This window comes from Dolichospermum circinale AWQC131C, assembly GCF_000426905.1.
Classification (GTDB): domain Bacteria; phylum Cyanobacteriota; class Cyanobacteriia; order Cyanobacteriales; family Nostocaceae; genus Dolichospermum; species Dolichospermum circinale.
Window position 1 is genome coordinate 41,722 of sequence record NZ_KE384601.1, and the last position, 9,189, is coordinate 50,910.

A 9,189-nucleotide genomic window follows, 5' to 3' on the forward strand; every position below is an offset into this window, starting at 1 on the left:
AAAGTCCTTCTATTGGTTTTGATGTTAGCTGCTAATACTAGTTATACAGATTTTCCCAGTTTGTCCGTTGTCCGTTGTCAGTTGTCCGTTGTCAATTTTTTAAAATCTCCGTTCAAACTCAATTACAGCGCGAGTATCATCAGTTAAATTAGTAGAAGAACGGACACGAAGTTCATTATTTATTCGGTAATTAATCCCCCATTGTAAAGGATCACGAGCCGTCAAAATCTTAATAGTAGAAACGGAAAATTTCGGGGAAAGATCAATTCCTGCTTCTAAAGCCAATTCTAAAGATGAGTTATTTCTCCCTGCTTCTGGCCTTTGGGAAAGAATAGTGGGAAATACTCTTAATTCACTTAAACCAAAAGCATCACCAATTTGATTAAATGCACCTTGGAAATTACTAAAAACCGCCGAACCAGCAATATTAATTAAACCCAATTTAATATCACCACGTTCTTTAGTATCAATGAACCCACCCCCTAACAAAGCCACAATTTGTGTTTCTGAACGCGCAGGATTACTTTTGAGTTCTAAATTCTCATTAATTTGACTAGCTAAACCATTAATACTTGCTTCAACTCGAACTGTTTCTAAACCCGATAAACCTAAAGAAACTAGAGAATTTTGTCGGTCAATATTGCTATTTTGAACTACATCTAGAATTTTAGCAAATAAACGAATATCTAAATAAGGGTCACGGGGTTGACTAGAAATAAAAGTAGCAGTATGTTCATAACCTCGTGCTAAACTTAATTGAGTCGTAAATAAATTCACCGCACCTTTAGTTAGTTTAATAGTCCCTTCCGGTAATGGTTCCGCTAAAGAACCATTAACAATTAAATCCCCCGCAGCTTGGAACTTAAAAAGCGGTGGACTAGTAATTTGTACATTTTTACCTAAGTTTAATTCTAGCTTATGTAATTTAGTAATTTTATTTTCTACCTCTGAGGATTTTTGAGGAATGCTGATTTTACTCTTTGCGGAATTAACATTTTTAGATTCTGCTAACAATACTTGACCATCAGATAATTCTATCTTACCACCAATTACAGGTTGCAGCAGAGAACCGTTAATTTTTAAGTTCCCACTAGCACCCCCTTGATATAGTCCCTTGAGGTTTAAAGCTAATTGTTCTAAATTAACAGTTAGTGCATTTTCTGTTTTCATATTTTGACTGGTAAAAATTGGTAGTTCTCCCACAGCTTCAACTTTACCATTACTAAATCTACCTTCCAGACTGTCTACAAATACCCGGTTTAAATCAAACTCTGCACTACCATTTATATTGGTTAATTTTCCCGGTAATGCTTGAGCGCTAAAGGTAGCATTATTCAGGTAAGCTTTACCTTCCAGTAAGGGTTTTTTTAAAGTTCCCGAAACTTTTAGATCTAATTCTCCTTGTCCATTTTCAAAAGCTACTTCATTAGTAAAAAGATTTAAAAGTGTTAAACCCTCGTTTTTGACTTTCACATCTAAGGTAATTTGATTACTCTCTGGTTTTTTAGTAGCAAAAGGTGTTTGATAAGGAATACTCCCCGAAATTTCAGTTCCAGATTCTTTCTCCGTTCCTGAGACTTTACTACTAAAGTTTAATCTTCCATTAGCATAATTGAAAGTGGCATTAGTTGTTGCTATTTGTTTTTGATTAATTGTTCCTTCTGTTATGTTTAATTCTCCTATAGCTTGAGGATTATTAATACTACCTGCTATTGCTGTCTTTAAATTCAGTTTACCTCCAATTCCTACTGGTAGTTTCACTAAATCGTTTACTCTCTGAACAGGAAAATTTTCTACTGTCAATGTACCTGATTGTTTACTATTACCAATGTTACCTGTAAAGGCAATTAATTTGTGCTGATTTTGAATTTGTAAAGGTTGTAAACGGAAAATTCCCTCTTCTAAACTACCTGTAACTACTACTTTTTCCACAGCATAAAATCGGCTCGGTTCTGTTGGTTTACCCCAAGTAAAGTTTTGTCCTTGCAGGTTAAATTTCATCCTTGGTTGGTCGGCTGTGACGGTATTTATACTGATAGTACCGTTTAAAATCCCTTTTAAGTCTCTTAATTCTGGTATGGGTGTAGCATTAATTCGCTTTTGTTCTTGGGCAGTTACTAGGGCATCAATTTCTGATAACCTTTGAATTTGGCTGAATAAGGACTGATTTGGTAATTTTTGGGATTTAGCAGTTAAGTTACCTGCTTTGCCATACTTTGGTGCTTTTAAACCACGTTGCAAGTCTTGAAGTTCAAATATTTGAGCAACATTCAGGATATCTTGAATATTACCTTTGTCAATTTTGATGTTTGCTCCCAGTTGGGGTTTTTTAGTCCATTGTTTAATATTTGCATCAAAGTTATATCTGCTTTCACCTTTGCGAAGTTCGCTATTACCGAGAATAAATGTTTGATTATCATAGCGCAGTTGGGTTTGAAAGCGATCGCCTTTAATGCGGCCAATTTCTGGTTTCTCAATGGCTATATTCCCCTTTGTCGCTAATGTCTGGGAATTAATTTGCAAATTTCCATTTAATAATCCTCCCACACCTCCCGGACTTAATACTGTATCATCTGGTAAAATTACATTTAATGCTTCTAATGGCAGATTAGTCATACCTACGGCTAAGTTACCATCTGTTTCTATCCCTGATAACAATGTTTGTCGCCACTTGACTAAAAAAGATTTAGGACGATTATTTCTATCTAATTCAACTGCTATACGTTCTTTTTTACCTGCAACATCTAAATTTAATCCCTGTCCTGATATAGCCTTAACACTACCAGTTAGAGATGGTTCAAAGGCCAATCTTTGAATTTTTAAATCTGTAAATCCCAACTTACCTGTAATATTTGGTGCAGTGGTTTTTCCTCTCAACTGGCCGCTAAAATCCAGTTTTCCAGCAATATCTACGTTTTTAGGCAATTTAATCGGCAATTTCTGTAGATTATAATTATATATATCTAAGTTGAAATTCATGTCCGTAATTTCGGGAATACCTACTTTTTCGGCATTAGCTAATAAATAACCTTTAACTTGGAAATCAGCATTATTATAACTATCTATAGTTAGCTTTTTTCCATTCCAACCAATATATAACCAAATAGGTGGATTAATACCGGGTAAACCTCTATTAAATTGCAGTTGACCAACAGCAGCAATATCCGCTAATTTGGGACTGGCTAAAGTTCCCGCTAGTTGTAATTTCCCTGTCAATTGTCCTTGTAACTGCTGACCAAAAGAGCGCAATTCTAACCCAGAAGTAGCCAAAGAAGCCCGATAATTTCCATCATTAACTCGAATATCAGCGGCCGTAACCGTTCCGTTAGGGAGTTTCAATCTACCTTGTCCCTCTCCCTGAATAGTTTCAGGTTGGAATGACTCCACAGAACCCGCTACTTGCAATTCTCCTGTGATATTTCCTTGCCATGGGGATGGTACAGGTGCTAAACTGAGCAAAGGTACATTATCAGCTTGAATTTTCGCCTGATAACGACCTTCCGCAACTTGAATATTCCCAGCTTTAATTTTCCCCCCTCCCACAGATAAAAAGGCCTCACCCAATGCTGTGATAGTTTTGAGTTGGAAATTTTCCCGATTACCCCCAATCATGAATTTACCTGTGAGGGGATAATTTAAAATTGGGTTGGTTTGTTTTTGTTTGAATATTGTGCCTAAGCGTAAATTTCTCCCTAGTAACAAGGCTGTGAAATTTTGCTCTTGTAAGTCGAGTTGGGCTATATTGACTGTACCACCGGCAATGTTAACATTCGCATTTTCAGGAATAATTGTCTCAATTTTAAATGGTGAGGAATTTCCTGATAAACGCAGACCTCCATTAAATTCAGCCCCAGTTAAGGAAATGTTTTCCTGTTGTTTTTGGTCTACAAAGGAGGCTAGTTTAATCTTACTAGCTTGCGCCAAAGCTTGCCAACGACCATTAACATAAGTACCACTACCCCTAACTATGCCACTACCTACATTAGCAACTACATCACGAAAGTCAACCGTTTGGTGAGAATTAATATCAGAATTAATAATTGTTGTTAACGTTGTGGGATATTTAGCTTCAGGTGCTTGCAATTTTACTATAGTCTGGGTCTTATTATCCGCTCCTTTGAGTTGGGCTGTAGCTGATAATAGTCCAATGGGGAATCCTGTTTTAATATTATATGCTTGAGCGATCGCATCTCCGGCTATATTTTCCCCAGTAAAGTTAAAATCTAGTTGGGGTACTGGACTGAGTTTAATTGTTCCCCCACCTTTTACCTCACCTTGCTCTGTAGTTTTTCCTTGGATATCTGTAATTTTCAGCAGAGACTTACTGCTTATCAGTTCAAATTTACTACTAACTTTCTGAAAATCTACTTTATCAATTCGGACAGTTTTCAAACTGCTGACAATACCGGATAATACTGGCTGGGAAATTCCTCCCAATATCTGTACATCTGCTTGAGCTATCCCAGTTACAGGAACGGGTAACTTGACTTTTAGAGTAGTTTGGGCATTAGCTAAACTTACCGCATTGACACGCCCTTTTAAATTAAATCCAGTTTCCTGGTCAATTGTACCTGATGCTGTAACCGGGATTTGCCCATAGTTGGTAATTATCTGCTCTAATTTAATAGCTAGTCCATCAAAACTGAGATTCCCTTGACTATTATTTAATAATTGAGGTATTTTAGGGATTTGTACCGTCACTCCCGCTATGGCCGCCTTACCATATAATAAGGTTTTTCCATTGGGTACTAACTTAATTTGCAAATCACCATTGACTCTACCAGTTTTTAAGGTTAGTGGTAAAGTGACAATTCGCGTAATATCTGCTGCGAGAATGTTTTCCGCTTGTAGTCGAAAATCCCCAGCTAAAACTTTCTGAGGAATTAAATCCCCCACAATGGAAATATTACCCCCACTCACGGCCTGACCAGCTAATTCTAATTTAATCAGACGATTTTGATTTAAGAGTTTAGCTGTGCCATTAATTCCTGAAAATGCTACGGTAACTGGTAAAGAATTTTTTTCCCCAGATGACACTTTCGGTACTAATACTAAATTAGCATCACGAAACCGCAATTTATCTAAATCAGTTTTAATAAATGCTTTACTCGTAGGCGGAGTTATAGTAGTAGTTAACCAGCGTCCTTGGGAATCTTGTTCAATATAAATATCTGGATTAATTAAAGTAACATCTAATCGGAGATTGCGTTTAATAACTAATTGCCAAGGATCAAATCCTACTTCAACAGCTTTTGTATTTACCTTGTCTGAATCTGTATCAGTTGTTGGTATCTCTGAAGCAGCAAAACTTACTCCAGTCAGGGAAAATGACTTAACTGCTCCCAGTTTTACCGGACGGTTCAGGGTGTTATTTAGATTTTGAGTGACTAATGGTACTAAATCACTATAAACGAAATTCCGCAACCGCCAAACACTGGCAATAATTCCCAGCACCAATACAGCACCTAAAACTAGTCCACCTTGACTTAATATTGTTAACCGTAGACGCTCAAACCCAGAGTTTCTGGAGTGAGAATTTTGACCAGGAGAGTTAGACATCTTGTTTTCACCACAACTTATGGGATGAGGAAGCCCGCTAAATTTACGCTGCTGGATATTTGACACTCGCTATGCCTATTATACCAAAAGCTGTCTTTCTAGAACGGAGTTTTTAACCAAAATTTTCGGGAAAAAGAGAGGAAAAGGTATTGACAACGAGTTTTTAATCTGTTATCATACAACCGACGAGGAAGAACTATCTTCTGTTTTTATATGAATTAATACTTTTTGAATCACGCAGAGGCGCGGAGAGTTGATGCTTTTTCTAGGAAAAAGAGAGGAAAAGGTATTGACAAGGAATTTTTAATCTGTTATCATAGAACCGACGAGGAAGAACCATCCTCTGATAATTTTAGAAATTTACAGCACATAAGCCCAAGCAGATTTTATCAAAAATTATTTTAAAAAAAATAGTTGAGAAAGTCAAGCCCAAAAATGAACTTTTTTCGTCGAGTTATTGAGAATATTCTCAAGATTATTGAGAATAGAGGGGCAATTATTCGACTTTACCTTTTTTGTCAAATTCTTATTTAAAAAACTTATGGTTAATTAACTATATAATTGGAAAATCTTTTAGTTTAGCTGTGAGTCCTGAAAATCCGACAAAAATGATCTCAGACTTTTGCAAATGCACAACCTAGAACTCTAATATAAGTTAGACAAGAAATCAAAGGATGGATAATGCGTGTTTTTGTACTAATTTTTAATGCTGGTACGGATAATGAGGGCATTCATAGCGTTCGCATTACCAATGGCCAAGGGTTAGAAGGTAATCAAATCCTCATGTTTGAATCAGAAGATGATGCTACTCGCTATGCTTTAATGTTGGAAGCTCAAGACTTCGCTGTACCAACAGTAGAAATGATGGATGCTGCTGATGTTCAGGAATTTTGCGAAAGTGCCGGCTATGATTGGGAAATTATTTCCGAAAATAGTGAGTTAGCTATTCCTCCAGCAATGAACGTGGAAGAAACTGACTGGCAAGCTGAAACTGAAATGGGATATACTGGAAAGGATTTCCCAGACACAGGTTCATCTGTCCCGGAAATTGCTAATTCTGATTTAGACAGCATTCGTCGTCAACTGGAAGGGCTATTATGATTTGTCATGGGTCATTAGTCATGAGCAGTAAATGACAACTGACTATTGATTTGTTACCACTGACACAGAATATACAAGATGACAAATTTCCAGGAACGCGGCCATCTACTCACGGAACAAGTTAATCCTAATAGTCTCAATTTAGATCAACTCAATTCCCTGGAATTGGTGGAGTTATTTAATCATGAAGACCACAAAGCAGTAGCAGCAGTAGCAGAGGCTAAAGTTCAATTAGCAGCAGCTATTGATTTGACAGCGGACAGATTGCGTCAAGGGGGACGTTTATTTTACGTGGGTGCAGGGACAAGTGGTAGATTGGGAGTATTAGATGCTGCTGAATGTCCACCTACTTTCTGCACTCCGGCCGAGTTGGTACAGGGAATTATTGCTGGTGGCGCTGGTGCATTGGTTCGCAGTTCTGAGGATTTAGAAGATCGATCTGAAGATGGGGAAAGTGCGATTTCTCAACGACAAATTACCCAACTAGATGTGGTTGTCGGTATTACTGCGGGAGGAACAACACCTTTTGTTCACGGTGCTATTAATGCTGCTCGTCAACGCGGAGCTAAAACTATTTTTATAGCTTGTGTCCCCGCTGAACAAGTCACTATTGAGGCCGATATTGATATTCGTTTGTTAACAGGTCCAGAAATTTTGGCTGGTTCTACTCGTTTGAAAGCGGGAACTGTAACAAAATTGGCCTTAAATACTCTCTCCACTGGGGTAATGGTCAAACTCGGTAAGGTCTATGGTAATCGCATGGTTGATGTCGCTGTGACTAATCAAAAGTTACGCGATCGCGCTTTACGGATTCTACAAGACTTGACGGGCTTAAGTCGAGAAGCGGCGGGTTTTTTACTGGAACGTAGCGGTAAATGGGTGAAGTTGTCCTTATTAATGCACTGGACGGGTTTAGATCAGGAAGCCAGTAAGGAACTACTAGCTGCACATTTGGGTAATCTCCGTCAGGCTGTAACTAGTTATAATCAAGATCATAATTCCGGTGTTGGTAAATAAAAGTGTGAATTTCACTTCACCTATATCTTCATCTGTATCTAGGGAAAAAAACCGACATAAGTAACGAAAAGTAAAGTTGCCCAAAACCTGTTCCCTGTTCCCTTGTCATAACGACAATTTTTAACGCCAACCTACTTAATAGTTTAATTGTAATTGCTTTTATTTTTTAGGTGTTGCTTCACCAAATTTAATGACAAGGGAAATTGATATACTCACAATCAAAATCAATGTCATACTTAAAGCTGAACCAAAACCCCAATTTTGAGTAGCACCAAGAAACTGATTATAAACTAATCTGGCCGCTGTCATGCTGGAAGCACCTCCTAATAATTCGGGGTCAATAAAATCCCCTAATGCAGTAATAAAAACTAGCAATGAACCAGCCGCAATACCGGGTAAAACTTGAGGTACAGTCACTTTTAAAAAAGTTTGGATGGAATTTGCACCTAAATCAGCAGCAGCTTCTAATAGTCTTTTATCTAATTTTTCTAAGGAAGCATACAAAATTAATACCATGTAGGGTAATAGGCTGTAACTCATACCAATTAATACGGCTACATTACTGTTGAGAATATCTAAAATTGGTAAACCAATACTGGTTAACAAACTATTTAATAATCCGCTAGGACGCAAAATAGTAATCCATGCGTAAGAACGTAATAAAGAAGAAGTCCATAAAGGTAATACGAAAGCTAATACTAACAAATTCTGCCAGCGATGTGGTACTATTACAGCAATCCAATAAGCAACGGGAAAACCTAAAACTAAGGTGATAATAGTAGTACCAAAGGCAAAAAAAAGTGAGTTGAATATTACCTTTAAATAAATCGGTGCAAAAATGTGAATATAATTACTAAAACCACTGGGATTTACTAAATCACCAGGACGAATATCTGGGACTAAGCTTAACTCAAAAATGATTAATGTTGGCAAAAGTAATAATATTAATAACCAAATACCAGATGGTGCTAGTAATGTCAAGGGAGGTAGCCAATTTTTCCAGGCTGTTTGTAATTTGTCTGTTTTTTTCAGGTTGTTAGTAGATTCCATTTGAGTATTAGGGTTTGGTGATTTTGGATAGGGTTATATATTTAATATTTAATATTTAAAATTGCCATTTTTCTGTAGTTGGGTTTTGTGTTTTAACTGACGGATAAATCTAACCACAGAGGCACAGAGAACACAGAGGTAAGAGGTAAGGAGGTGATGTTTGATTTGATCATTAATTTTTTTATGTTAGTAATTGGGTCCAATATCTATCATAGGTTTCTTCAAATTTTCTGTATTTTGGTTTTGTGCTGTAACTGACAGATAAATCTAACCACAGAGGCACAGAGAACACAGAGGTAAGAGGTAAGGAGGTGATGTTTGACTGGATCATTAATGTTTTTAAGTAGGTGAGCGGAAAAAAACCGACATAAGTAAAGAAAAGTAAAGTTGCCCAAAACCTCCCTGTTCCCTGTTCCCTGTTCCCTGTTCCCTTGTCATAACGACAATTTTTAACGCCAACCT

The 9,189-nt window shown here is 37.2% G+C and carries 5 protein-coding genes; 2 read left to right on the forward strand and 3 right to left on the reverse strand.

The window, feature by feature from the left end; all coding sequences use genetic code 11:
- Positions 1-99: 99 nt before the first annotated feature.
- Positions 100-5,559 (reverse strand): translocation/assembly module TamB domain-containing protein, encoded by a 5,460-nt coding sequence (locus ACIR131C_RS0106985; protein ID WP_028089616.1) that lies wholly within the window; start codon positions 5,557-5,559, stop codon positions 100-102.
- Between the two features lie 681 nt (positions 5,560-6,240).
- Between ACIR131C_RS0106985 and ACIR131C_RS0106990 the strand changes: the two genes are divergently transcribed.
- Positions 6,241-6,660 (forward strand): DUF3110 domain-containing protein, encoded by a 420-nt coding sequence (locus ACIR131C_RS0106990; protein WP_028089617.1) that lies wholly within the window; start codon positions 6,241-6,243, stop codon positions 6,658-6,660.
- A 78-nt stretch (positions 6,661-6,738) separates the two neighbouring features.
- Entirely contained in the window at positions 6,739-7,677 is a 939-nt protein-coding gene (murQ, locus tag ACIR131C_RS0106995; RefSeq protein ID WP_028089618.1) for an N-acetylmuramic acid 6-phosphate etherase, read from the forward strand.
- A gap of 159 nt (positions 7,678-7,836) precedes the next feature.
- Here the strand turns inward: murQ and ACIR131C_RS0107000 are convergent, their stop codons facing one another.
- Positions 7,837-8,727 carry an ABC transporter permease gene (locus ACIR131C_RS0107000; RefSeq protein ID WP_028089619.1) on the reverse strand — a complete coding sequence of 297 codons (891 nt, stop codon included), beginning with the start codon at positions 8,725-8,727 and terminating at the stop codon, positions 7,837-7,839.
- Positions 8,728-8,908: 181 nt separating this feature from the next.
- On the reverse strand, positions 8,909-9,189 hold a 281-nt coding region (locus ACIR131C_RS26685), incomplete at its 5' end, for a hypothetical protein (protein ID WP_231395414.1).